At 73.2% G+C, this 21,870-nt stretch carries 23 protein-coding genes; 13 read left to right on the forward strand and 10 right to left on the reverse strand.

The window, feature by feature from the left end; translation table 11 throughout:
* The first annotated feature begins 124 nt into the window (after positions 1 to 124).
* Complete coding sequence (locus ACWCV9_RS07855) at positions 125 to 400, forward strand: hypothetical protein (RefSeq protein ID WP_385846566.1); 276 nt, start codon at positions 125 to 127, stop codon at positions 398 to 400.
* A 22-nt stretch (positions 401 to 422) separates the two neighbouring features.
* Here ACWCV9_RS07855 and ACWCV9_RS07860 read toward each other — a convergent pair whose 3' ends face one another.
* The 3 genes from ACWCV9_RS07860 to ACWCV9_RS07870 are packed head-to-tail and all read right to left on the reverse strand — an operon-like array spanning position 423 to position 3,410.
* Positions 423 to 1,619 carry a CaiB/BaiF CoA transferase family protein gene (locus ACWCV9_RS07860; RefSeq protein WP_450784771.1) on the reverse strand — a complete coding sequence of 399 codons (1,197 nt, stop codon included), beginning with the start codon at positions 1,617 to 1,619 and terminating at the stop codon, positions 423 to 425.
* 58 nt (positions 1,620 to 1,677) lie between these two features.
* The gene (locus tag ACWCV9_RS07865) at positions 1,678 to 2,457 is read right to left on the reverse strand and encodes an ABC transporter permease (protein ID WP_450784772.1); all 780 of its coding nucleotides are present in this window, start codon (positions 2,455 to 2,457) and stop codon (positions 1,678 to 1,680) included.
* Positions 2,454 to 3,410, reverse strand: a complete 957-nt coding sequence (locus ACWCV9_RS07870) for an ATP-binding cassette domain-containing protein (protein WP_450784773.1) — start codon at positions 3,408 to 3,410, stop codon at positions 2,454 to 2,456. The genes ACWCV9_RS07865 and ACWCV9_RS07870 overlap by 4 nt, the downstream gene beginning before the upstream one ends.
* A 63-nt stretch (positions 3,411 to 3,473) precedes the next feature.
* Between ACWCV9_RS07870 and ACWCV9_RS07875 the strand changes: the two genes are divergently transcribed.
* Entirely contained in the window at positions 3,474 to 4,196 is a 723-nt protein-coding gene (locus ACWCV9_RS07875) for a TetR/AcrR family transcriptional regulator C-terminal domain-containing protein (RefSeq protein ID WP_450784774.1), read from the forward strand.
* Positions 4,197 to 4,344: 148 nt separating this feature from the next.
* On the opposite strand, the gene ACWCV9_RS07880 is transcribed toward ACWCV9_RS07875, so the two are convergent.
* The 3 genes from ACWCV9_RS07880 to hmgA are packed head-to-tail and all read right to left on the reverse strand — an operon-like array spanning position 4,345 to position 7,652.
* A complete protein-coding gene (locus ACWCV9_RS07880) occupies positions 4,345 to 5,484 on the reverse strand; it encodes a type ISP restriction/modification enzyme (RefSeq protein WP_450784775.1) in 1,140 nt (379 codons plus the stop codon).
* Between the two features lie 26 nt (positions 5,485 to 5,510).
* Positions 5,511 to 6,260, reverse strand: coding sequence for a GntR family transcriptional regulator (locus ACWCV9_RS07885; RefSeq protein WP_450784776.1), 750 nt, complete (start codon positions 6,258 to 6,260; stop codon positions 5,511 to 5,513).
* Positions 6,261 to 6,299: 39 nt separating this feature from the next.
* The gene (hmgA, locus tag ACWCV9_RS07890; protein ID WP_385846575.1) at positions 6,300 to 7,652 is read right to left on the reverse strand and encodes a homogentisate 1,2-dioxygenase; all 1,353 of its coding nucleotides are present in this window, start codon (positions 7,650 to 7,652) and stop codon (positions 6,300 to 6,302) included.
* Positions 7,653 to 7,826: 174 nt separating this feature from the next.
* On the opposite strand from hmgA, the gene ACWCV9_RS07895 reads away from it, so the two are divergent.
* The 7 genes from ACWCV9_RS07895 to ACWCV9_RS07925 all read left to right on the forward strand — a co-directional run bounded on the left by ACWCV9_RS07895 (position 7,827) and on the right by ACWCV9_RS07925 (position 15,774).
* Complete coding sequence (locus ACWCV9_RS07895) at positions 7,827 to 8,369, forward strand: hypothetical protein (protein ID WP_450784777.1); 543 nt, start codon at positions 7,827 to 7,829, stop codon at positions 8,367 to 8,369.
* Between the two features lie 63 nt (positions 8,370 to 8,432).
* On the forward strand, positions 8,433 to 9,050 hold the full coding sequence (locus ACWCV9_RS07900; RefSeq protein WP_450784778.1) for a TetR family transcriptional regulator: 618 nt from the start codon (positions 8,433 to 8,435) through the stop codon (positions 9,048 to 9,050).
* Positions 9,051 to 9,304: 254 nt separating this feature from the next.
* Positions 9,305 to 11,536 carry a molybdopterin oxidoreductase family protein gene (locus ACWCV9_RS07905; RefSeq protein ID WP_450784779.1) on the forward strand — a complete coding sequence of 744 codons (2,232 nt, stop codon included), beginning with the start codon at positions 9,305 to 9,307 and terminating at the stop codon, positions 11,534 to 11,536.
* 162 nt (positions 11,537 to 11,698) lie between these two features.
* A complete protein-coding gene (locus ACWCV9_RS07910; protein WP_450784780.1) occupies positions 11,699 to 12,367 on the forward strand; it encodes a hypothetical protein in 669 nt (222 codons plus the stop codon).
* Complete coding sequence (locus ACWCV9_RS07915; RefSeq protein ID WP_450784781.1) at positions 12,354 to 13,067, forward strand: class F sortase; 714 nt, start codon at positions 12,354 to 12,356, stop codon at positions 13,065 to 13,067. Before ACWCV9_RS07910 ends, ACWCV9_RS07915 begins: the two co-directional genes overlap by 14 nt.
* Before the next feature lie 220 nt (positions 13,068 to 13,287).
* A complete protein-coding gene (locus tag ACWCV9_RS07920; RefSeq protein WP_385846580.1) occupies positions 13,288 to 14,676 on the forward strand; it encodes an aldehyde dehydrogenase family protein in 1,389 nt (462 codons plus the stop codon).
* 15 nt (positions 14,677 to 14,691) lie between these two features.
* Entirely contained in the window at positions 14,692 to 15,774 is a 1,083-nt protein-coding gene (locus ACWCV9_RS07925) for a Zn-dependent alcohol dehydrogenase (RefSeq protein ID WP_450784783.1), read from the forward strand.
* A gap of 14 nt (positions 15,775 to 15,788) precedes the next feature.
* Here ACWCV9_RS07925 and ACWCV9_RS07930 read toward each other — a convergent pair whose 3' ends face one another.
* Positions 15,789 to 16,436 carry a TetR/AcrR family transcriptional regulator gene (locus ACWCV9_RS07930; protein WP_385846582.1) on the reverse strand — a complete coding sequence of 216 codons (648 nt, stop codon included), beginning with the start codon at positions 16,434 to 16,436 and terminating at the stop codon, positions 15,789 to 15,791.
* Positions 16,437 to 16,531: 95 nt separating this feature from the next.
* Here ACWCV9_RS07930 and ACWCV9_RS07935 point away from each other — a divergent pair, with 95 nt between their 5' ends.
* The 3 genes from ACWCV9_RS07935 (at position 16,532) to ACWCV9_RS07945 (ending at position 18,750) form a co-directional block, all read left to right on the forward strand.
* Entirely contained in the window at positions 16,532 to 17,683 is a 1,152-nt protein-coding gene (locus tag ACWCV9_RS07935; RefSeq protein WP_385846610.1) for an acyl-CoA dehydrogenase family protein, read from the forward strand.
* Positions 17,684 to 17,744: 61 nt separating this feature from the next.
* A complete protein-coding gene (locus ACWCV9_RS07940) occupies positions 17,745 to 18,032 on the forward strand; it encodes a YiaA/YiaB family inner membrane protein (RefSeq protein ID WP_385846583.1) in 288 nt (95 codons plus the stop codon).
* A gap of 94 nt (positions 18,033 to 18,126) precedes the next feature.
* Positions 18,127 to 18,750 carry a TetR/AcrR family transcriptional regulator gene (locus ACWCV9_RS07945; RefSeq protein WP_385846584.1) on the forward strand — a complete coding sequence of 208 codons (624 nt, stop codon included), beginning with the start codon at positions 18,127 to 18,129 and terminating at the stop codon, positions 18,748 to 18,750.
* Positions 18,751 to 18,754: 4 nt separating this feature from the next.
* On the opposite strand, the gene ACWCV9_RS07950 is transcribed toward ACWCV9_RS07945, so the two are convergent.
* Entirely contained in the window at positions 18,755 to 19,216 is a 462-nt protein-coding gene (locus ACWCV9_RS07950) for a MaoC family dehydratase (RefSeq protein WP_385846585.1), read from the reverse strand.
* 128 nt (positions 19,217 to 19,344) lie between these two features.
* On the opposite strand from ACWCV9_RS07950, the gene soxR reads away from it, so the two are divergent.
* Positions 19,345 to 19,803, forward strand: coding sequence for a redox-sensitive transcriptional activator SoxR (gene soxR / locus ACWCV9_RS07955; protein ID WP_385846586.1), 459 nt, complete (start codon positions 19,345 to 19,347; stop codon positions 19,801 to 19,803).
* A 49-nt stretch (positions 19,804 to 19,852) separates the two neighbouring features.
* Here the strand turns inward: soxR and ACWCV9_RS07960 are convergent, their stop codons facing one another.
* Positions 19,853 to 20,920, reverse strand: a complete 1,068-nt coding sequence (locus ACWCV9_RS07960) for an RNA ligase (ATP) (protein WP_385846587.1) — start codon at positions 20,918 to 20,920, stop codon at positions 19,853 to 19,855.
* A gap of 185 nt (positions 20,921 to 21,105) precedes the next feature.
* Complete coding sequence (locus ACWCV9_RS07965; protein ID WP_385846588.1) at positions 21,106 to 21,708, reverse strand: hypothetical protein; 603 nt, start codon at positions 21,706 to 21,708, stop codon at positions 21,106 to 21,108.
* Positions 21,709 to 21,870 lie beyond the last annotated feature (162 nt).

Consider the following 21,870-nt stretch of genomic DNA (forward strand, 5'->3'; position numbering starts at 1 on the left):
AAAGGGGGATGGTCAACCTCCTTACGGGGAAGGTGAATCCTGTGGGCGCGATACCCGCGTGCCCGCCTGGGGCGATAGGGTTAGCCTGCCCGGGCCGGGTGGACTCGTACGGGTGGGGAGTGACATGGAACAGATAACAGTGCGCAGCAGGGCCAGGGTCCCTGCGATCACCTGCGGGAGCAGCGCGACCAGTTCGCGCCTGGACCGCCATCTGTCGGTGCTGGCGGGTCCCGCCATACCGCAGCGGGAGACGGTCGAGGCGACCTCGCTGATGCGTGAGCTGACGGCGCGTGACACCGTCCGCCGCAGCAGCGACCGGGGTGCGCGGATCGGCCGCGTCTCGCTCTTCGCGCCGCTGCGCCGGCTGCGCCGTTCGCTGTTCGGCGGCCACCGGCACTGAGCCCCTTCCGGGGTGCCCGGGCTCAGGCCGCCACACCGTCCCGGCGCAACGCTGCGATCTCGTCGTCCGTCATCCCCACGGCACGCAGCAGCGCCCCGGTGTGCTGCCCGAGTGCGGGCACATCCCCCATCCGTGCCTCGTCCCCGCCCGGCAGAGTGATGGGAGGCAGCAGCGCCTTCAGCGGCCCGACCGGCGAACCCACCGCACGCCACCGCTCCCGGGCCGCCAGCTGCGGATGGTCCGCCAGCTCGTGCAGGTCCCGCAGCCGCGCACAGGCGATGCCCGCCTTCTCCAGCCGGGCCAGCGCCTCCTCCGTGTCCAGCACCCCCAGCGCACCGGCGACCAGCGCGTCGGTCCGCTCCCGGTGCGCCACCCGCGCCGCGTTCGTCGCGAACGCCGGATCCGTGCCCAGCTCCGCCCGGCCGATGACCTGTTCGGCCAGCCGCCGCCACTCCCGGTCGTTCTGCACCGACAGCAGCACCCGCCCGCCGTCGGCCGTCGCATAGGCGTCGTACGGCGCGATCACGGCATGCGCGAGCCCGGTGCGGGCCGGCGGCTCACCGCCGTGCATCGCGTGGTGCAGCGGATGCCCCAGCCACTCGGCCAGCGCCTCCAGCATGGACACCTCCACCGGCCCGCCCCGCCCGGTCGTCCCGCGCCGCACGAGCGCCGCCAGCACCCCCGAGAAGGCGTACATGGCCGCCGCGATGTCCGCCGCCGGGATCCCGGCCTTCACCGGCTGCTCCGGCGTCCCGGTCACCGACACCAGCCCCGCCTCGCACTGCACGAGCATGTCGTACGCCCGCTTGTCCGCGTACGGCCCCGCGGAGCCGTAGCCCGAGATGTCCACCGCGATCAGCCGCGGGTGCGCGGCGCACAGCGTGGCCGCGTCGAGGCCGAGCCGGGCCGCCGCGCCGTGCGCGAGGTTCTGCACGAACACGTCCGCGTCCGCGATCAGCCGCCGTACGACGTCGAGACCGCGCGGGTCCTTGAGGTCCAGCGCTATCGACTCCTTGCCGCGGTTGCACCACACGAAGTGCGAGGCGAGACCGCGGGCCGCCGTGTCGTAGCCGCGCGCGAAGTCGCCGCCGTCGACGCGCTCCACCTTGACGACCCGGGCCCCCAGGTCGGCGAGCTGCCGGGTCGCGAAGGGCGCGGACACGGCCTGTTCGACGGCGACGACGGTGATGCCCTCCAGGGGCAGCGGAAGCTGGTCCATGGGGTGGATGATCCCCCCTGACCGGCGACTCTGTCAGTAGCCGGGGACCGGCCGCGGCTCACTCACCGCGCGCGTGGCGGCGTACGGCGAGCGGCAGGAACAGCGCGGTCAGCGCGAGGCTCCAGGCGAGCGCCCCGGCGACCGGATGGGCCACCGGCCAGGCGGCCCCGTGCGGGACCGGCGCGTTGCCGAACAGGTCCCGCAGGGCGGTGGTCACCGCGCTGATCGGGTTCCACTCGGCGAGGGTGCGCAGCCAGCCGGGGAGGTGGGCCGTCGGGATGTAGGCGTTCGACAGCAGTGGCAGCACGAAGGAGGAGGCGCCGAGCTGCCCGGCGGCCTCCTCGCTGCGGCTGAGCAGCCCCAGGAAGATCCCGGCGCAGGTGCAGGCGAACCGGAAGAGCAGCAGCAGTCCCACCGCGCCGGCCGCGTCGAGGGCCGTTCCCTCGATCCGCCAGCCGACCGCGAGGGCGACGAGCAGCAGCGGCACCGTGCCGAGCGTGGTGACGACGAGGTCGGCCACCGCCTGCCCGAGCGGTACGGCGGCCCGGCTCACCGGCAAGGTGCGCAGCCGGTCCGTCACCCCGCGGTGGGTGTCCGCGGCGGCCTGGAACATGCCGGTCATCAGCCCGCCGGCCGCCGTCGCCACCAGCAGCCCGGGCACCAAGAAGGAGCGGTACTCACGGCCGGGCATCGCCAGTGCGCTGCCGAACACGTACCCGAAGAAGAGCAGCATGTTGACGGGCATCAGCTGGGTCAGGACCGCCAGGCCCGGGCTGTTGCGGACCCGCCGCAGCTGCCGGCCCGTCATCGCCAGTCCGTCGTGCACCAGGGCGCTCATGCGGCGGCCTCCTCGCGGGGCGCGGCCGTGCCGGTGAGCCGCAGGAACACGTCGTCGAGCGCGGGCGGCCGGATGCTCGCGTCCAGCAACGGCACGTGGGCGGCGTCGAGTTCGCGCACCAGGCGGGGCAGGGTCAGGGTCGGGTCGGTGGTGAGCGCGCCGACGGTGCCGCGTGCCCGGTCCAGGACGGGTTCCCGGCCGGTGAGCCGGTCGAGCACGGCCGCCGCCCGCGGCAGCGCCTCGGCGTCCGCGACCACGGCCTCGGCGTACGAGCCGATGAGCGCCTTGAGTTCGGCGGGGGAGCCGGTGTGCGTGACCCGGCCGCGGTCCATCAGGGCGATGTCGTCTGCCAGCTGGTCCGCTTCCTCCAGGTACTGCGTGGTCAGCAGCACGGTGGTGCCGTCGGCCTTCAGATCCCGTACCGCCTGCCAGATGCGGGCGCGGCCGGCCGGGTCGAGGCCGGTGGTCGGCTCGTCGAGGAAGAGGACCGCAGGGCGCCGGACCAGGCTCGCGGCCAGGTCCAGCCGGCGGCGCATCCCGCCGGACCAGGTGGCCGTCCTCCGGTCGGCGGCCTCGGCCAGCCCGAAGCGCTCCAGCAGCTCGTCGGCCCGGGCGGCCGGGCCGCGCACCCGGTGCAGCCGGGCGAACAGCCGCAGGTTCTCCCGGCCGGTGAGGTCTCCGTCGACCGAGGCGTACTGCCCCGTGACCGCGATCCGGCTCCGCACGGCGGCGGCCTCGCGGACCAGGTCGTGCCCGGCGACGCGGGCCGAGCCGGCGTCCGGCCGCAGCAGCGTGGTCAGCAGCCGGACCGCGGTCGTCTTTCCGGCGCCGTTCGGCCCGAGCAGTCCGCAGATCGTGCCCTCGGCCACGGCCAGATCCAGCCCGCGCAGGGCGGGTACGGCGCCGAAGCGCTTCTCCAGGCCCTCACTAAGTACAGCGTACGCAGTAGTCATGGGTCGACCATAGCGCACTACGTACGCTGTACGTAACTAGGATGGTGACCGAGGTGATGACCGATGGCAGTCCGAGGGGCCGTCCCCGAGGTGATCTGGGCGCGCCCCGAGCGCACGGGCCGGGGCCCTAAACCGGCTTACACACGCGACGACATCGCGGCCGCGGCGGTCCGGATCGCCGACGCGAACGGGCTCGACGCGGTGTCCATGCGGCATGTCGCGGCCGAGCTGGGCTGCGGCACCATGTCGCTGTACAACTACGTCCCCCGCAAGGAGGACCTGTACGAGCTGATGGTGGACGCGGTCAGCGCCGAGCACGAGCCGTGGGAGCCGAGCGGTGACTGGCGGGCCGACCTGCTCCGGGTGGCCCACGAGACCCGCGCACTGCTGCACCGCCACCCGTGGATGCCGCGCCTGATGTCACCGGTCTACGGCTTCAGCCCCCACGCCCTGCGCTATCTGGAGCACTGCCTGGCCTGCCTGGACCCGCTCGAAGCGGCCTACGGCACGAAGCTGGAACTCATCGCCATGCTGAACGGCGTCGTGACGACCTACGTCCGCAACGAACTCGACACCGCCGAGCGGGTACGCGCCCTGCCCTGGTCGGAGGCCGAGGAGAACGCGGCGCGCGGCGCCTGGCTGGCCTCGCAGATCGCCTCCGGCGCGTATCCGAGGATGGCGGCGGCCTTCGCGCAGGACCCGGGCCCGATCGACCTGGAAGCGGTCTTCCACCGAGCGCTGGAGCGCGTCCTGGACGGCTTCGAAGCGGGACGGGGAGAGGGCTGAATCGGGGTGGAGGCGAGGGCTGTTGAGGCTCGGGTGGGGCGGCTGGGCGGTAGCCGGTAACTGCGGTACCGCGGTGGGCGGGTGCCGCAGCCGGTGAGGGCCCGTGAAGCCTGTGCGGGGCAGCAGCCGGTGAGAGCCGGGACTGCCCTCAGAGGAGGGCGAATTGGCCTTCCGGGCCTTCTTCCTGGTGGTCCAGGACGGAGGCGGGGCGGCGGGACCAGGGCGGCGCAGGCAGGATGCCCGCCTGGCGCAGATCGGTCGCGGTGATCGCGGAGGTCACCTCCAGCCCGGCCCGCAGCGGGCGGAGTTCGGCCAGCAGGGCCAGGACGGTGATCAGCTCCAGCAGCTCCGACGTCCAGGCCTGCGGCCAGCCGGCCGGGCCGATCGCGGCGAGCGTGCCGGGCTCGGCCGGGGCCGTACGGGCCGCGAACCACGCTTCCAGCACCCGGACACCGGCCACCTCCTGGTCCCAGGCCTCCGGCGGCACCGGGGAGATACGGCCCTCGTCGAGGTGGAGGGTCTCCTCCTCGGGGTCGTAGTGCAGGGTACGAGGACGGGGCGGCAGGGGCGCGCGGACGTAGGGGCGGCGGCCGCCGGGGAGTCTCGGGCGTTCGCCGTGCCGGCGCAGCAGCCACAGCATCCGGTGCCCCACCTCGGTGCCCGCCCGCCACACCCCGGGCTCGTCGGTGAGCGGAACGGTGAGGTCCGGGCGGATCACCGCCATGATCCAGGCCAGCACGTCCGCCGGCGCGGGATCGCCCGGCAGCCGCTCCAGCAGACCCGGCGCCAGATTCGGCTCGGCGCCGCCGGGGCGGCGGTACAGCGGGCGGATGCGGCCGGTGCGCAGGGTGGGCAGCAGCGAGGTGGCCAGGAGGGGCGGCTCGGCGCCGGTCTCGACCGTGAACACCTGCTGCCCGTCGGCCACCCGCCACAGCTCCGGGCGGGCCGTGTCGATCAGCCGGTGGTCCGGGATCAGCCACTGCTCGTCGAAGGGGGCGGCCAGCACCCGGACCGGCTCGGGACAGGGGCCCGTGGCGCGGCCGAGCCGCCCGGTGCCGCCGGTCCGGCCGGGCAGCTGGCCCACCGCCGTGCCCAGGCCACGGGCGCGCGTCGGCTCGAAGAGCGCCTCGCGGTCCGTCCCCTCCGCCTTCATCAGGGCGTCCCAGCGGGCCCGCAGGGACGCCGGGTCGGGCGCCGTCGGCCAGGCGCGGCCCGGCCGCAGCGGTGCGACGGACCACGGCATGAGGTCCGCCAGCAGCGGAGCGTCGTCGTGCGTCACGCAGGGCATGGTACGACCTGGACCGGCGCCCCGGATCAGGTCGCGTCCAGGGTGACGGTGAACGCGAACCGGTCCCCCCGGTACTGGATGACCGCCACGTCCAGCACCTGCCCCGCGGTGTCGTACGTCACCCCGGTGTAGTGCAGGATCGGGCTGAGCAGCGGCACCTGGAGCAGCCGCGCGGTCTCCGGGTCGGCGAGCCGCGCCTCGACGGTGTCCGTGATCCGGCTGATGTCCGCCTTGACGACATCCCGGAGCACCTTGGTCATCGGCCAGCGGACCAGGTCGTCCAGGTCGATGCGCGCGGCCAGTTCCGGGCGGACGTGGTTGACGGCGTGGTTGGTCGGCTCCCCCGTCTTCTCGTCGCTGCGCAGCCGGTGGTACGTCGTCACCTCCGGCACCCCGGGGAAGTACTCGGCGAGCCCGGCCGGCACGGGCGCGGGCCCGTGGCTCAGCAGTTCCGTCGTCATGCCGGACTGCTGGGCCACGATCGCGTCCACCGAGCCGAGCAGCCGCACCGGCGCCCCGCGCCGGGCGTCCGGCTCGATGAACGTGCCGCGCCGGCGGTGCCTGCTGATCAGCCCCTCGTCCTCCAGCTCCTTCAGCGCCTGTCGCATGGTCAGCACGCTGACGCCGTAGTGCTCCGCGAGCTGCTCCTCGGTGGGCAGCCGCAGCGGGTCCTCGGGCGAACGGCCGAGTATGGAGGCGCGCAGCGACTGCGACACCTGATACCAGAGCGGCAGCTTGCGGTTCAGGACGATCGAGTCCGGTGCGAAGGAGGTCACTCGGCTATCCGTACCTGTCGGGACCGGTTCAGTGCAATGTCACCGCACGGGGCGGAAGTGCCGCTCCAGGCCCTGCCACACGTCGTCGTAGCGCTGCTGGAGGTGGCCGGCGCGGGCCGCGTGCGGGGCGAGGGTCACCGGCCAGCGGGTCTCGAACATGAAGGCCAGCCCGTTGTCGACCTTCTGCGGCGTCAGCTCGGCCGCGCTCGCCCGGTCGAAGGTCTCCCGGTCCGGGCCGTGCGCCGACATCATGTTGTGCAGCGAGCCGCCGCCGGGCACGAAACCCTCCGCCTTGGCGTCGTACGCCCCCTCGATCAGGCCCATGTACTCGCTCATCACGTTCCGGTGGAAGTACGGCGGCCGGAAGGTGTCCTCGCCCACCAGCCAGCGCGGCGCGAACACCACGAAGTCCACGCCGGCCAGGCCCGGGGTGTCCGTGGGGGAGGTGAGGACCGTGAAGATCGACGGGTCCGGGTGGTCGTAGGAGATGGTGCCGATGACATTGAAACGGCGCAGATCGTAGATGTACGGCACATGGGTGCCGTGCCAGGCGACCACGTCGAGCGGCGAGTGGTCGTAGGTGGCCGTCCAGAGGTTGCCGCAGAACTTGTTCACCACCTCCACCGGGCCGTCCTCCTCCTCGTACGCCGCGACCGGCGCGCAGAAGTCCCGGGGGTTGGCGAGGCCGTTGGCGCCGATCGGGCCGAGGTCGGGGAGCTGGAACGGTGCGCCATAGTTCTCGCACACATAGCCCCGGGCGGTGTCGTCCAGGAGCTCCACACGGAAGCGCACCCCACGGGGGATCAGCGCCACATAGGACGGCTCCACACAGAGCCGCCCGAACTCCGTGTGCAGCAGCAGCCCGCCGCGCTCCGGCACGATCAGCAGCTCCCCGTCGGAGTCCGAGAAGACCCGCTCCATCGAGGAGTTGGCGTGGTAGAGATGCACGGCCATGCCGGTGCGCTGGGTCGCGTCGCCGTTGCCGCCGAGCGTCCAGAGGCCGGCCAGGAAGTCGGTGCCCGCCGGCGGCTCCGGCAGCGGGTTCCAGCGCAGCCGGTTGGGGTCGGGCACGGTCTCGGTGAAGGGGGCCGTGCGGATCGCGCCGTTGTCGGTGCGGGTGAACGCGGGGTGCGCGGCCGACGGGCGGATGCGGTACAGCCAGGAACGCCGGTTGTGCGCCCGCGGCTCGGTGAACGCAGAGCCGCTCAGCTGCTCCGCGTACAGCCCGAGCGGTGCGCGCTGCGGCGAGTTGCGGCCCTCGGGCAGGGCGCCCGGCACCGCCTCCGAGGAGTGTTCGTTGCCGAACCCGGTCAGATACGACAGTGCCGCCGCGGTCTTCCGCGCTCCCCCACGCTCGAACACGCTCCCGTGGGAGGTACCCCCATCGCTCATGATCGCTCCCTCGCGCTCCGATTCCTATGCAATACCGTAGGAATCAGTGGCGGTGCGCGCAAGAGGGCCTCGGAGATCCGCTTCCCCAGGGGTTCCCCCGTACATCCTGCGGGGGAGGTGAACCAGACCTGAGGCGGATCCGGAGGCGCGGAGCGCTGTTCTAGGCTTCCGGACATGTCGTGGACGCGTAAATTCTGGGCCGCGCTGGCGGTGTGCGTCCTGCTGCCGCTCGGCGCGGCGGGCTGTGACGACGGCGCGCCCCGGCCGGGTACGTCCGCACCGTCGCCCGTGGGCAAGGTGCTGACCGGCACCGACGGGACCGGCCGGCACCTGCGCCAGGTCGCCGCGCAGAGCGCACCCGAGGTCGGTGTCGAGGTCACCCCCGACCCCGCCGGAGGCTGGGACGTCCGGCTGTCCTTCCACCGCTTCCGCTGCTCCGCGCCGGACGCGCGGCCGACCGCGGTACCCGGACGCGGACGGGTCCGCCTCCTGGTCGACGGTCACCAGGTCGCCCGGCTGCGCACCCCGCGCTACCACCTGCCCCCGCGGCTCGTCCCGCACGGCACCCACCATGTCACCGCCAGGCTGTACGCCGACGACGGCACCGTGTGGGCCGTACAGGGCAGGCCGGTGCAGAGCACGGCGGACATCACGGTGTCGGACGCGCAGAGCCGGGCCCCCTCGCCGGCCGCCGCGACCCCGCGAACCGGGGGATGAGCACACCGGCACTCTTGCCCGTACCAGGGGGCGAGCTTCACCCGGCCCCGGCGGAAAGGCATCATGAAGTCCGTGCCCCACGCGACCTCGCTCCGCCGCGCGCCCGTCCAGCGGCGCAGCGCAGAACGGCTGACCAGGATCCTCGACGCGTGCGCCGAACTCCTCGACGAGGTCGGTTACGACGCGCTGAGCACCCGGGCGGTCGCCCTGCGCGCCGGTGTCCCCATCGGCTCGGTCTACCGGTTCTTCGGCAACAAGCGGCAGATGGCCGACGCCCTCGCCCAGCGCAACCTGGAGCGGTACACCGAACGCGTCACCGCGCGGCTGAAGGAGACCGCCCGGGGGGACTGGCGGGCCGCGATGGACGCCGTCCTCGACGAGTACCTGGCCATGAAGCGCACCGCGCCCGGCTTCTCCCTGGTCGACTTCGGCAACCAGATCCCGGTCGGCGCCCGCCAGGCCGAGCCCAACACCCGGGTCGCCGACCGGCTCACCGATCTGCTGGCCCGCTACCTCGGCCGGACCCCGGACACGGAGCTGCGCCGGGTCTTCCTGGTGGCCGTGGAGAGCGCGGACACCCTCGTCCAGCTGGCCTTCCGGACGGACCCGGAGGGGGACGAGGCGATCATCGCCGAGACCCGCGAGCTGCTGCGGGCGTATCTGGCGCGCGTCCTCGACTGACGCCGGGAGGGGCCGGCCGCCGTGGGCTTTCGTACGGCTGTCCGTCACCCCCTCCCGCCCATGCCTACCGGTCGGTATGCTCGCCCCCGAGCCGCTCCACGCTCACCCCGCACCGCCACGCTCGCCCCGCACCGCCCCCGAGCCATTCCGCGCTCGTTCCGCACCGCCCCCGAGCCATTCCGCGCTCGTTCCGCACCGCCCCCGAGTCGTACCGCGCTCGCCCGGCACCGCCGCCGATCCGACGGGAGGACCCCGTGTCCCGCACCGCCCTGCGAATCTGTCCCCTGTGCGAGGCCACCTGCGGGCTGACCCTCACCGTCGAGGGCACCCGCGTCACCGGCGCCCGCGGTGACCGCGAGGACGTCTTCAGCAAGGGGTTCATCTGCCCCAAGGGTGCCTCCTTCGGCGCCGTCGACGGCGACCCCGACCGGCTGCGCACCCCGCTCGTCCGGGTGGCGGGCGAACTGCGCGAGGCCACATGGGAGGAGGCCTTCGACGCGGTGGCCGCGGGTCTGCGCCCGGTCGTGGAGCGGTACGGCGCCGACTCCGTCGGAGTGGTGCTCGGCAACCCCAATGTGCACACCATGGCCGGCGCCCTCTATCCGCAGGTCCTCCTCGGCGCCCTGCGCACCCGCAGCGTGTTCACCGCCTCGACGCTGGACCAGATGCCCAAACACGTCTCCAGCGGCCTGCTGTTCGGCGACGCCAACGCCATCCCGGTGCCGGACCTGGACCACACCGACCATCTGCTGCTCATCGGCGCCAACCCCCTGGAGTCCAACGGCAGTCTGTGCACCGCGCCGGACTTCCCGGGCCGGCTCAAGGCGCTGCGGGCCCGCGGCGGCCGGCTCACCGTGGTGGACCCGCGCCGCACCCGGACCGCCCGGCTCGCCGACCGGCACCTCGCCATCCGCCCCGGCACCGACGCCCTGCTGCTGGCCGCCATGGCGGCCACGCTGTTCGAGGAGGGCCTGGTCGACCTGGGGGACCTCGCCCCGCACGTCCAGGGCCTGGCGGAACTCTGGGACGCGCTGGCCGAGTTCACCCCGGAGGCGGTGGCCGCCGCCTGTGACATCGACGCACCCGTCATCCGCACCCTGGCCCGCGAACTCGCCGCCGCCCCGACCGCCGCCGTCTACGCCCGCATCGGCAGCTGCACCGTCCCGCACGGCACCCTGGCGAGCTGGCTGGTCGACGTCCTGAACATCCTCACCGGCAATCTGGACCGGCCCGGCGGTGCCCTCTTCCCGCAGGCCGCCACCGACAAGACCCCGCGCCCGGCCGGACCCGGCCGCGGCTTCGCCCTCGGCCGCTGGCACTCCCGCGTCCGGCAACTGCCCGAGGCGAAGGGTGAGTTGCCGCTGTCCGCGCTCGCCGAGGAGATCGACACCGCTACCGCGGAGGGCGAGCCGGTGCACGCCTTGATCGTGATCGGCGCCAACCCGGTGCTGTCCGCACCGGACGGCGACCGCCTCGACAAGGCGCTGGACTCCTTGGACTTCATGGTCAGCGTCGACCCCTACCTGAACGAGACCGCCCGCCACGCCGACGTGGTGCTGCCCCCGCCCCCGCCCGCGCAGAGCCCGCACCACGACTTCGCCTTCAACACCCTCGCCGTCCGCAACCAGGTCCGCTACACCCGCCCCGCCGTCCTGCTGGAGCCCGGCCGCATGGCCGAGACCGAGATCCTCGCCCGGCTGGTGCTCGCGGCGAGCGGCATGCACGGCGCCGACCCGGCCGCCGTGGACGCGATGGTCATCGCCCAGACCCTGGGCAAGGCCGTGACCGAGGCCCACTCGCCGGTGCACGGCCGCGACCCCGAGGAGCTGGCCGCCCGGCTCACCGGCGACAACGGCCCCGAGCGGCGGCTGGACATGATGCTGCGCCTCGGCCCGTACGGCGACGGCTTCGGCGCCCGCCCCGACGGGCTGACCCTGGAGAAGCTGCTCGCCCACCCGCACGGCATCGACCTCGGCCCGCTGCGCCCGCGCCTGCCCCAGCCGCTCAGGACCCGCAGCGGCGCGGTGGAGCTGCTGCCCGGGCCGATCGCCGCCGACCTGCCCCGGCTCCGGCAGGCGATGCACGAGCGCCCCACGGGACTGGTCCTCGTCGGCCGCCGCCATCTGCGCTCGAATAACAGCTGGATGCACAACGTGCCCGCCCTCACCGGCGGCTCCAACCGCTGCACCCTGCACCTGCACCCGGCGGACGCCGACCGTCTGGGCGTGCGGGACGGGGCGGCCGTACGGGTCCGGGGGGCCGGGGGAGAGGTGGTGGTCCCCGCCGAGGTCACCGAGGACATCCGGCCCGGTGTGGTCAGCCTGCCGCACGGCTGGGGCCACGACCGCCCCGGCACCCGGCTCGGCCATGCGGCCGGCACCCCCGGCGTCAACGTCAACCAGCTCCTCGACGGCAGCCTGCTCGATCCGCTCTCGGGCAACGCCGTGCTGAACGGAGTGCCCGTCGACCTCCTGCCGTTGCCGTGACCCGAGGGCCGGCGCGCCGGGGGGACCGGGGCGGGGGATTGCGCCGCCCGGGCGATCTCTGACGGCGCGCCGGGCGTCGGTTCCGGCTGTCGTGGTGTCCATCAAGCAGAGTCCAGGCGAAAGAGCGATTTGTATGAAAATCGTCTGACTCGGAGGACATTCATGCCCACCCTGACATCCCCACGCAGTTTCGGCTCCCGCGCGGGTGCCTCCGTCGTCCTCACCGCCCTCGCCGCGGCCGGTGCGTCGTGGCTGGCGGCACCGACCGCGGCGGCCCAGGGGGAGAACGGCGACATCAGGATCCATCGCGTGGGTGTGCCCTACGGCGTCTCGAAGGACGACCCGACGGTCTGCAAGTTCTACCTGGACGCCGTCAACTTCGACGTGCTGCCCACCATCGCCTACACCATCACGCCGCAGCCCCCGCTGCCCACCGCGGCCACCGTCGCCGGCACCATCCAGCTCGCCGGGGGCGCCGGACACACCGACCCGCTCGGACTGGCCGACGGCCAGTACAAGATCACCTGGGTGGTGGCCGGTGCGCCCAAGGAGAAGGTCTTCCATGTGAACTGCCGTGACGACCGGCACGACGGCGGTGCCCACGGCCCCGGCGGGCAGATCTCGGACGACCACCACGACGACTCGGCCTGGGGGCAGGGGCAGGGCGACCACAACGGCCCGAAGGGCGGAGTGCACGCGGGCGGCGGCGGTCTCATCGACACGGCGGCCGCCTACTCGCCGGTGGCCGCGGCGGCGGCCGTGGGTCTGGTCGCGGTCGGCGGCGCGGTGTACATCCGGCTGATCCGCCGGCGGCCTCATGGCGCCGCGTAGGCGTCGACGCAGGCCCTGGTACCGGACCCGCGCCTACCGCCTCACCAGGACGGCCCTGCTGGTGACCGTCCTGGTGACGGTGGCCGGCCGGTGCGGCTCGGACCACCCGCCCGCCGGAGCCGGCGGGGCGGGCGGCCCGGCCGAGGCGGCGGCCGCCGCCCCGGGTTCCTCCCGCGCCGACGGGCGGGGCGCGAGCCGGGAGGAGTCCGGCGCCGCGCACCCCACCCCGCCGCCCCGCCCACTGCCCCGGTCCCGGCCCACGTCCTTCCGCATCCCCTCGCTCGGGATCGACGCCCCGGTCGCGGCCGTACGGCTGGACAAGGACCGGCAGCTGGAGACGCCGCCGGTCGACAGGCCCAAGCTGGTCGGCTGGTACCAGAGCGGCCCCACGCCGGGTGAGTCCGGCACCGCGATCGCCGTCGGCCACCGCGACACCAGGACCGGCCCCGCCGTGTTCGCCGCCCTCGCCCAGATCAAGCCGGGCAAGCTCATCGAGGTCAAGCGGGCGGACGGCCGCAGCGCCGTCTACACCGTGGACCGGGTGAAGGTGTTCGACAAGGCCGGATTCCCCGACCGGGAGGTCTACGGCCCGGTCCGCCGCCCGGAACTGCGGGTGCTCACCTGCGGCGGCCTCTTCAGCCGGCGCACCGGCTACACCAGCAACGTGGTGGTCTTCGCCCACCTGACCGCCACCCGATAGCCGAGCCCGCTCCTCCCTGTCCCCGGAAACGGCCGGGGCGACCGTACGCCCCGGCCGCCCCGGCCGTTTCCCGTCGCGCCCCGCGCTCTCCCGGACCACCGCCCGCCCGCCCGTGCTGTGATGATGTCCCGGTACGACTGGCTCGGGCGGCCCTGGCGCACGAAAACTAACGCCGCTAGTTTGTGTGCCGGACGACGCAGACCCGCCGGGAGGAAGCAGTATGAAGGCACATGACGGCCTGTACATCGACGGCGACTGGCGCGCCGCCGAGGGCCGGGACGCGATCGAGGTCGTGAACCCGGCCGACGAGCAGGTCATCGCCCGCGTCCCCGCCGGGAACGCGCTGGACGTGGACACCGCCGTGCGCGCGGCCCGCGCCGCCCTGCCCGGCTGGGCGGCCACCCCGCCCGCCGAGCGCGCCGCTCGCCTGGCCGCGCTCCGGGACGTCCTGGCGGCCCGCGAGGAGGAGATCGCCGAGACCGTCACCGCCGAACTCGGCTCCCCGCCGGCGTTCTCCCAGGCCGTGCACGCCGCCGTGCCCGTCGCGGTGGCCGGCTCCTACGCCGAGCTGGCCGCCACCCACTCCTTCGAGGAGAAGGTCGGCAACTCCACCGTCCTGCACGAGCCGATCGGCGTGGTCGGCGCGATCACCCCATGGAACTACCCGCTCCACCAGATCGTCGCCAAGGCCGCCCCGGCGCTCGCCGCGGGCTGCACGGTCGTCCTCAAGCCCGCCGAGAACACCCCGCTCACCGCCCAGCTGTTCGCCGAGGCGGTGCACGCGGCGGGGGTGCCGGCCGGTGTGTTCAACCTGGTCACCGGGTTCGGCCCGGTCGCCGGGCAGGCCCTCGTCGAGCACCCGGACGTGGACCTGGTCTCCTTCACCGGCTCCACCGCGGTCGGCCGGCGGATCGGCGCCGTGGCCGGGGCCGCCGTGAAGAAGGTCGCCCTCGAACTCGGCGGCAAGTCCGCCAACGTCATCCTGCCGAGCGCCGACCTCGCCAGAGCGGTGAACGTCGGCGTCGCCAACGTCATGTCCAACTCCGGCCAGACGTGCAGCGCCTGGACCCGCATGCTGGTCCACCGCGACCAGTACGAGGAGGCCGTCGAGCTGGCCCGGACCGCCGCCGCCAAGTACGGCGACCGCATCGGCCCCGTGGTCAGCGCCGAGCAGCAGGCGCGGGTGCGCGGCTACATCGAGAAGGGCATCGCCGAGGGCGCCCGCCTGGTCGCCGGCGGACCCGAAAACCCGCGCGAGAAGGGCTACTTCGTCAGCCCCACCGTCTTCGCCGACGTGACGCCCCAGATGACCATCGCCCAGGAGGAGATCTTCGGCCCGGTCCTGAGCATCCTGCGCTACGAGGACGAGGAGGACGCCCTGCGCCTCGCCAACGGCACGGTGTACGGCCTCGCCGGCGCCGTCTGGGCCGGTGAGGAGAGTGAGGCGGTGGCCTTCGCCCGCCGTATGGACACCGGCCAGGTCGACATCAACGGCGGCCGGTTCAACCCCCTCGCCCCCTTCGGCGGCTACAAGCAGTCCGGCGTCGGCCGGGAACTCGGCACGCACGGACTCGCCGAGTACCTCCAGACCAAGTCCCTCCAGTTCTAAGGAAGTCCGACAGTCATGGCCGTACGAGCCGCCGTCCTGCCCGCCATCGGCGCCCCGCTGGAGATCACCGGCATCGAGCTGCCCGACCCGGGCCCCGGACAGGTCCGGGTCCGGCTCGCCGCCGCGGGCGTCTGCCACTCCGACCTGTCCCTGTCCAACGGCACCATGCGGGTGCCGGTCCCCGCGGTCCTCGGCCACGAGGGCGCGGGCACGGTCGTCGCGGTGGGCGAGGGCGTCACCCATGTCGCCGAAGGCGCCCCCGTCGTCCTCAACTGGGCTCCCTCCTGCGGCAGTTGCCACGCCTGCGGCCTCGGTGAGGTCTGGCTGTGCGCCAACGCCCTGAACGGCGCCGCCGACGTCTACGCCCGCACCGTCGACGGCACCGAACTCCACCCCGGCCTCAACGTGGCCGCGTTCGCCGAGGAGACGGTCGTCCCCGCCTCCTGCGTGCTGCCCCTTCCGGAAGGTGTGCCCCTGGTGGACGCCGCCCTCCTGGGCTGTGCGGTCCTCACCGGCTACGGCGCCGTCCACCACTCGGCGCGCGTCCGCCGGGGCGAGACCGTCGCGGTGTTCGGCGTCGGGGGAGTGGGTCTCGCGACGCTCCAGTCGGCCCGGATCGCGGGCGCGTCCCGGATCATCGCGGTCGACGTCTCCGCCGAGAAGGAGGAACTCGCCCGCGCCGCCGGGGCCACGGACTACGTGGTGGCCTCCGACACCACCCCGCGCGAGATCCGCGCCCTCACGGACAAGCAGGGCGCCGACGTCTCCGTGGAGTGCGTGGGGCGGGCGGTCTCCATCCGCGCGGCCTGGGAGTCCACCCGCCGGGGCGGCCGTACGACGGTCGTCGGCATCGGCGGCAAGGACGAGCAGGTCACCTTCAACGCGCTGGAGATCTTCCACTGGGGCCGCACCCTGTCCGGCTGCGTCTACGGCAACACCGACCCGGCCCGCGACCTGCCCGTGCTCGCCGAGCACGTCCGGGAGGGCCGGCTGGACCTGTCCGCACTGGTCACCGAGCGGATCGGCCTGGAGGGCATCCCGGCCGCCTTCGACACCATGCTCGCGGGCAAGGGGGGCCGGGCGCTGGTGGTGTTCTGAGGCCGCTTCCCGGCCTACTGCCGAGCCTCCTGGCCCGCCTGCTCGTACTGGAGGGCCAGCCCGTCCAGCAGTGCCGTGAGCCCCGTCTCGAAGGCCCGCTCGTCGATCTTCTCCTGCTGCTCGGCCAGGAGATGGGCCTGCCCGAGGTGGGGGTAGTCGGCCGGGTCGTACGCGCTCGCGTCGTCCACGAAGCCGCCGGCGAACGAGCCCAGCGCCGAGCCCATGATGAAGTACCGCATCAGTGCCCCGATGGACGTGGCCTGGGCCGGCGGCCAGCCCGCGTCGACCATCGCGCCGTACGCGGCGTCGGCGACCCGCAGCGCGGCCGGCCGGCGCCCGGGGCCGCGCGCGAGCACGGGCACGATGTTCGGATGGTCGCGCAGGGCCGCCCGGTAGGAGACGGCCCAGTCGTGCAGCGCGGTGCGCCAGTCCCGGCCGTCCTCGAACATCGACAGGTCGACCTGCGCGCTCACCGAGTCGGCGACCGCCTCCAGGATCTCGTCCTTGGTGCGGAAGTGGTTGTAGAGCGAGGGTCCGCTCACCCCCAGCTCGGCGGCGAGCCGACGGGTGGACACGGCCGCCAGACCCTCCCGGTCCACGAGGTCCCGGGCCGTCTCGACGATCCGGTCGGTGCTGAGGAGGGGCTTGCGCGGTCGGGCCATGGCGCACATAGTAGGGCTGCGACTGGAAACTAGCAGTGCTAATTTAAATGTGCAGCTTTCAAGTGCAGCTTTCGAGATGTGGGGTGATCGCCGTGGTGAGTCTTCGCCTGAGCGAGGAGCAGTCCGCCGTCCGGCAGCTCGCCCGGGACTTCGTGCAGCGCGAGATCGCCCCGCACGTGGTCGCCTGGGACCGGGCCGAGGAGGTGGACCGGGCCGTCGTCAAGAAGCTCGGCGAGGTCGGCTTCCTCGGGCTGACGATCGACGAGGAGTACGGCGGCTCCGGCGGCGACCACCTCGCCTACTGCCTGGTCACCGAGGAGCTGGGCCGCGGCGACTCCTCCGTGCGCGGCATCGTGTCCGTCTCCCTCGGCCTGGTCGCCAAGACGATCGCCGCCTGGGGGAACGAGGAGCAGAAGCGGCGCTGGCTGCCCGGGCTGACCGCGGGCGAGTACGTCGGCTGCTTCGGCCTCACCGAGCCCGGCACCGGTTCCGACGCGGGCAGCCTCACCACCCGCGCCGTACGCGACGGCGACGACTACGTCATCAACGGCGCCAAGATGTTCATCACCAACGGCACCTGGGCCGATGTCGTGCTGCTCTTCGCCCGCTCCACCGACGCCCCCGGCCACAAGGGCGTGACCGCCTTCCTGGTGCCCGCCGACACCCCCGGCCTGAGCCGCCGCACCATCCACGGCAAGCTCGGACTGCGCGGCCAGGCCACCGCCGAACTCGTCCTCCAGGACGTGCGGGTGCCCGCCTCCGCGATCCTCGGCGAGGAGGGCAAGGGCTTCTCCGTCGCCATGTCCGCGCTGGCCAAGGGCCGGATGTCGGTGGCCGCCGGCTGTGTCGGCATCGCCCAGGCCGCCCTGGACGCGGCCGTCTCCTACGCCGGTGAGCGCGAGCAGTTCGGCAAGTCCATCGCCCACCACCAGCTGGTGCAGGAGCTGATCAGCGACATCGCCGTCGACGTGGACGCCGCGCGGCTGCTGACCTGGCGGGTCGCCGATCTCGTCGACCGGGGCGAGCCGTTCGCCGTCGAGTCCTCCAAGGCCAAGCTGTTCGCCTCCGAGGCCGCCGTGCGCGCGGCCAACAACGCCCTCCAGGTCTTCGGCGGCTATGGCTACATCGACGAGTACCCGGCCGGCAAACTCCTGCGCGACGCCCGCGTGATGACCCTCTACGAGGGCACCAGCCAGATCCAGAAGCTGCTCATCGGCCGCGCGCTGACCGGCGTCTCGGCCTTCTGAGTACGCACCTGAGTACGCCGGCGGATGTGCCGGGCGGCCCGCTCGCCCGATCCTGCCTGCCATGAGTGACACACCGGTCAAGCAGCAGAGCACGGCCGCCTTCTACGGCCAGGCCGTCGCGTCCTTCGCCATCGCCCTGGCGGCCACCGCCGCCGGCATCGTCCGGCTGCACGCCGACGCCTGGGTCCGCGCCTTCCTCGGCATCGCCGTGCTGTACCTCGTCACCTCCGCCTTCACCCTCGCCAAGGTGGTGCGGGACCGGCAGGAGGCCGGACAGCTCGTCAGCCGCGTCGACCAGGCCCGCCTGGAGAAGCTGCTCGCCGAGCACGACCCCTTCGAGAAGCTCTGAACGCCGCGCGACCCGTTCCGAGCGGCAGATCTAAGCGCTCGCTCACCTTCGGCGGTATGGTGGTGTTCCTGTCACCGAGAGGGGCGAGCGAGCGATGAGTACGGCGGAGGAGACGACCGGCGGCGAAGTGGAGCCGTGGGAAGAGGTCACCCCGGACGCGGCCCGGCGGCTGCTCGTCGCCGCCGTCGAGGCCTTCGCCGAGCGCGGCTACCACGCCACGACGACCCGCGACATCGCGGGCCGCGCCGGCATGAGCCCGGCCGCGCTCTACATCCACTACAAGACCAAGGAAGAGCTGCTCCACCGGATCAGCCGGATCGGCCACGACAAGGCCCTGGACATCCTGCGTACGGCGGCCCGTCGCGACGGCAGCGCCACGGAGCGGCTGGCCGACGCCGTCAGCTCCTTCGTCCGCTGGCACGCGGGCCGGCGGACCACCGCGCGGGTGGTGCAGTACGAACTCGACGCGCTCGGCCCCGAGGCGCGCGCCGAGATCGTCGCCCTGCGCCGGCAGGTGGACGCCGAGGTGCGCGGGATCATCGAGGACGGGGTGGCCGCGGGCGAGTTCGACGTCCGGGACGTCAAGGGCACCACGCTCGCCGTGCTGTCGCTCTGCATCGACGTGGCCCGCTGGTTCGACGTGAACGGCCCGCGCACCCCGGAGGAGGTCGGCGCGCTCTACGCCGACCTCGTGCTCCGGATGGTGGGCGCCGCGTAGGCGCTCAGAGGTAGTACCGGGACACCGACTCCGCGACGCACACCGGCTTGTCGCCGCCCTCGCGCTCCACGGTGAAGGCGAGCGTCACCTGCACACCGCCGGGGACGTCCTCGACGCCGGTGATCTTCCCGGTGGCGCGCAGCCGGGAGCCGACCGGGACGGGGGAGGGGAAGCGGACCTTGTTCGTGCCGTAGTTCACGCCCATCTTCACGCCCTCGACCTGGATGAGCTGCGGCCCGAAGAGGGGGAGCAGGGACAGGGTGAGGTAGCCGTGCGCGATGGTGGTCTTGAAGGGACCCGTGGCGGCCTTCTCCGGGTCCACATGGATCCACTGGTGGTCCCCGGTGGCCTCGGCGAACAGGTCGATCCGCTTCTGGTCCACCTCCACCCAGTCGGTGTGGCCCAGCTGCTCGCCCACGGCGGCCTTCAGCTCGTCGGGGGAGGTGAAGGTCCTCGGTTCTGCCATGTTCCCGGCCTCTCGCTCGCGCTCTCTCGCGGTGTCTAAGCAACTGCTTAGCATGGTCGGGTGGGCGGGCGATGTCAACGGATGGCGGACCCGGCGGCCGTGTCGGCCGGGTGAGTAATCTCTGAGGAGTGCCCCAGATTCCCGAGAAGATCCATGAGCTGACCGTCGGCCAGTTGTCCGCACGCAGCGGAGCCGCGGTGTCCGCCCTGCACTTCTACGAGGCCAAGGGCCTGATCAGCAGCCGCCGCACCTCGGGCAACCAGCGCCGCTACACCCGTGACACCCTCCGCCGGGTCGCTTTCATCCGCGCCGCCCAGCGGGTCGGCATCCCGCTGGCCACGATCCGCGAGGCACTGGCGGAACTGCCGGAGGAGCGGACCCCGACCCGGGACGACTGGGCCCGGCTGTCCGAGAAGTGGCGCTCGGAACTGGACGAACGGATCAGGCAGCTGAACCGTTTGCGCGACCACCTCACCGACTGCATCGGCTGCGGCTGCCTGTCGCTGGACACCTGTGTCCTCTCCAACCCCGACGACGCCTTCGGCGACCGCCTGACGGGCTCCCGCCTGATGGCGGAGGGCCGCTAGCCGCCGGGACGGAGGGCGGACCCGCTGAGCGGATCCGCCCCCGGCACGCTCACTCGTACTCCGTGCCGCCCTTCCGGGTCAGATACGCCGGGCTCACCGCCTTGGCTATCGCCCGGCCCCCGGTCACCTCGCTGTACCGCTCCACCGCGGGCCGTATCACCACGCCCTCGCGCACATGCAGCCCCCGCCCGGACACCGTCTCCCGGCCGCCGGCGAACTCCAGCACCCGCTCGATGTCGTACGGCCCCTCGTACAGCCGGGGCACCAGTGGCAGCTCGCCCGTCAGCAGCGCGGCCGCATCCAGCCAGCGCACCACGCCGTCGATCTCCGCCGAGACGTCGAACACCGCGTACCCCAGCGTGTCCCGGCGGCCGTCCGCGCCGTAGGTCAGATCCTGCACCCCCGCGCCGTACACCTCCCCGAAGATGCCGACCCGGCGCGCCCCCAGCCGCTCGGCGAGCCGGGCGGCCGCCTCGGCGACCCCGTGCGCGTGCACCGCCCGCCAGTACAGGTTCCGCGGATCCTCCTTCAGCGCCAGCGACTTGGCGCCGAAGCCCTTGGAGGACACATAGGTCCGGCCGTGATCGGCGACATACGTCAGCAGGCAGGCCGACCCGTGCAGCTTCTCCGTCAGGACGACCGGCTCGCCCGCGGCGAAGATGTCCGGGTACCGCTGGATGTTCTCGATGTCGACCCAGGGCAGCAGCTCGGCCGCCGGCTCCACCTCGCCGTTCATGGTGGGCGGGATCGGCGGCACCCACTTGGTGATGCCCAGCAGCTCCGCGAAGTCCGTGCCGTCCGCCGCCGCCCGCGCCAGGTCCACGTCCGCCAGCGCCTTCGGCCGGCACACGATGCCCTGGGACAACTCGCCGCGCAGCCGTACCGCCTTGACCCGGTTGGCCGCGGACCCGGCCAGCCGGCCGGTCAGCCCCAGCTCCTCGATCAGCCCGGGCGGCAGCACGGCCTGCTCGGGGATGTAGACGGCGGCCTCGCCGGTGCGATAGGCGCCCTTGGCGACGACGGCCCGGTACAGGCCCACCTGGGCCAACTCCAGCGCGTCGGCGTCGGGATGCGGGTGGACGGTCAGCACTTCGGCGGTGACCCGCAGCGTGGACATGGGACTCCCCGTGTTCATCGGTTCGGTGACATCGGGTCCACTGTCCGCACGGGAATCGGGTGGAGCGAGCGGATTTGCGGCTGGTAGCCTCGCCCCTTCGCAGCGGAGGGTGCGGCATCCCCCTGCGCACCCCACGCCCCCCTGTGCCCCTCAATGTCCCCCGTGCCCCCGTTACCGCCCGGCCCTCAGGCCGACATCAGCAGCTGTCCCCGCCGGGCGACGGACAGCACCTGCGGGGTGAGGACGGGCCGCGGCACCAGGATGCCGCAGTCCGTGCAGACCGGACCGGACGACGGCTCGTGGTCCAGGCCGTACCGCCACAGCAGGCGCTCCCCGCCGCACACCGGGCAGCAGGAGCCCGGTTCCCGGTTCAGCGCGGCGATGAGCCTGCGCAGCACCTCGGCCAGCGGCTCGTCCGGATGGACCCGGGGGTCGTCGCACCAGGCGACTCCGAACCCGCCCCAGGTGAGGCGGTGCCAGTCGTCCACACTGCCCGGCCGGCGCAGTCCGTCGTGCTTCTCCTTCCTGCGGCGCTCGGTGAACTCGGTCTCGTACGCGAGCCAGACGGACCGCGCCTCCTCCAGCTCCTCCAGCGCGGCCACGAGCCGCGCCGGGTCGGGGGAGCGGTCCTCCGGGCCGAACCCCGCCCGGGAGCAGAGGTGGTCCCAGGTCGCCCGATGCCCGTAAGGGGCGAACTTCTCCAGGCACTTGCGCAGTGAATACCGCCGTAGTGCCAGATCACAGTCCGGATCGCGTACCTGTCTTGCCAGACTCCGGAAACCGGCCATCGCCCTGCACCTCCGTCACACCTGCACCTTGTACTTCGGTCACTTCGGCGTCGTCGCACGGACTTCGCAGATGTCGCCGAATAGACGTATCGACAGGCGATTCGGCTCCATCTCTTCTCGAGTTCTCCTCGCGCTGCTCCCTGTTTCTCCCTGCGGACTCCG

The organism is Streptomyces sp. NPDC001606 (assembly GCF_053596835.1).

Coding starts and splice junctions, on each gene's coding strand:
- ACWCV9_RS07855 (WP_385846566.1), top strand. CDS start 125: ATGGAACAGATAACAGTGCGCAGCAGGGCCAGGGTCCCTGCGATCACC.
- ACWCV9_RS07860 (WP_450784771.1), bottom strand. CDS start 1,619: ATGGACCAGCTTCCGCTGCCCCTGGAGGGCATCACCGTCGTCGCCGTC.
- ACWCV9_RS07865 (WP_450784772.1), bottom strand. CDS start 2,457: ATGAGCGCCCTGGTGCACGACGGACTGGCGATGACGGGCCGGCAGCTG.
- ACWCV9_RS07870 (WP_450784773.1), bottom strand. CDS start 3,410: ATGACTACTGCGTACGCTGTACTTAGTGAGGGCCTGGAGAAGCGCTTC.
- ACWCV9_RS07875 (WP_450784774.1), top strand. CDS start 3,474: ATGGCAGTCCGAGGGGCCGTCCCCGAGGTGATCTGGGCGCGCCCCGAG.
- ACWCV9_RS07880 (WP_450784775.1), bottom strand. CDS start 5,484: ATGCCCTGCGTGACGCACGACGACGCTCCGCTGCTGGCGGACCTCATG.
- hmgA (WP_385846575.1), bottom strand. CDS start 7,652: ATGAGCGATGGGGGTACCTCCCACGGGAGCGTGTTCGAGCGTGGGGGA.
- ACWCV9_RS07895 (WP_450784777.1), top strand. CDS start 7,827: ATGTCGTGGACGCGTAAATTCTGGGCCGCGCTGGCGGTGTGCGTCCTG.
- ACWCV9_RS07900 (WP_450784778.1), top strand. CDS start 8,433: ATGAAGTCCGTGCCCCACGCGACCTCGCTCCGCCGCGCGCCCGTCCAG.
- ACWCV9_RS07910 (WP_450784780.1), top strand. CDS start 11,699: ATGCCCACCCTGACATCCCCACGCAGTTTCGGCTCCCGCGCGGGTGCC.
- ACWCV9_RS07915 (WP_450784781.1), top strand. CDS start 12,354: ATGGCGCCGCGTAGGCGTCGACGCAGGCCCTGGTACCGGACCCGCGCC.
- ACWCV9_RS07920 (WP_385846580.1), top strand. CDS start 13,288: ATGAAGGCACATGACGGCCTGTACATCGACGGCGACTGGCGCGCCGCC.
- ACWCV9_RS07925 (WP_450784783.1), top strand. CDS start 14,692: ATGGCCGTACGAGCCGCCGTCCTGCCCGCCATCGGCGCCCCGCTGGAG.
- ACWCV9_RS07930 (WP_385846582.1), bottom strand. CDS start 16,436: ATGGCCCGACCGCGCAAGCCCCTCCTCAGCACCGACCGGATCGTCGAG.
- ACWCV9_RS07940 (WP_385846583.1), top strand. CDS start 17,745: ATGAGTGACACACCGGTCAAGCAGCAGAGCACGGCCGCCTTCTACGGC.
- ACWCV9_RS07945 (WP_385846584.1), top strand. CDS start 18,127: ATGAGTACGGCGGAGGAGACGACCGGCGGCGAAGTGGAGCCGTGGGAA.
- ACWCV9_RS07950 (WP_385846585.1), bottom strand. CDS start 19,216: ATGGCAGAACCGAGGACCTTCACCTCCCCCGACGAGCTGAAGGCCGCC.
- ACWCV9_RS07960 (WP_385846587.1), bottom strand. CDS start 20,920: ATGTCCACGCTGCGGGTCACCGCCGAAGTGCTGACCGTCCACCCGCAT.
- ACWCV9_RS07965 (WP_385846588.1), bottom strand. CDS start 21,708: ATGGCCGGTTTCCGGAGTCTGGCAAGACAGGTACGCGATCCGGACTGT.